The following is a 234-nucleotide window of genomic DNA, read 5'->3' as shown; positions in this document are numbered from 1 at the left end:
CCCCCCCCCGCCCCCAGCCAGTCCCGCCAAAATCGTGCGCCGATCCACTCTATCAGTCCTTTTCGCCAAGCTGTTGTGCAAGCTTCTTTCTTGCGCGGTAAACTCTTGTTTCAATTGTCTTTTCGCTAACATCCAACATCATGGCAACCTCGCGCTGCGGCATCCCTTCCACGCCATGCAGCACGATCGCCTCGCGCAGCGGTTGCGGTAGGGTATCGATCGCCCGCGTCATGC

At 59.0% G+C, this 234-nt stretch carries 1 protein-coding gene; it reads right to left on the bottom strand.

Features of this window, described 5'->3' with window-relative positions; all coding sequences use genetic code 11:
• Nucleotides 1-52: 52 nt before the first annotated feature.
• Nucleotides 53-234: RNA polymerase sigma factor (locus H926_RS26745; protein ID WP_043608978.1), on the bottom strand; the 182-nt coding region annotated here is incomplete at its 5' end.

This window comes from Novosphingobium sp. B-7, from assembly GCF_000410615.1.
GTDB lineage: Bacteria > Pseudomonadota > Alphaproteobacteria > Sphingomonadales > Sphingomonadaceae > Novosphingobium > Novosphingobium capsulatum.
This window is presented reverse-complemented; position numbering and strand designations above follow the sequence as displayed.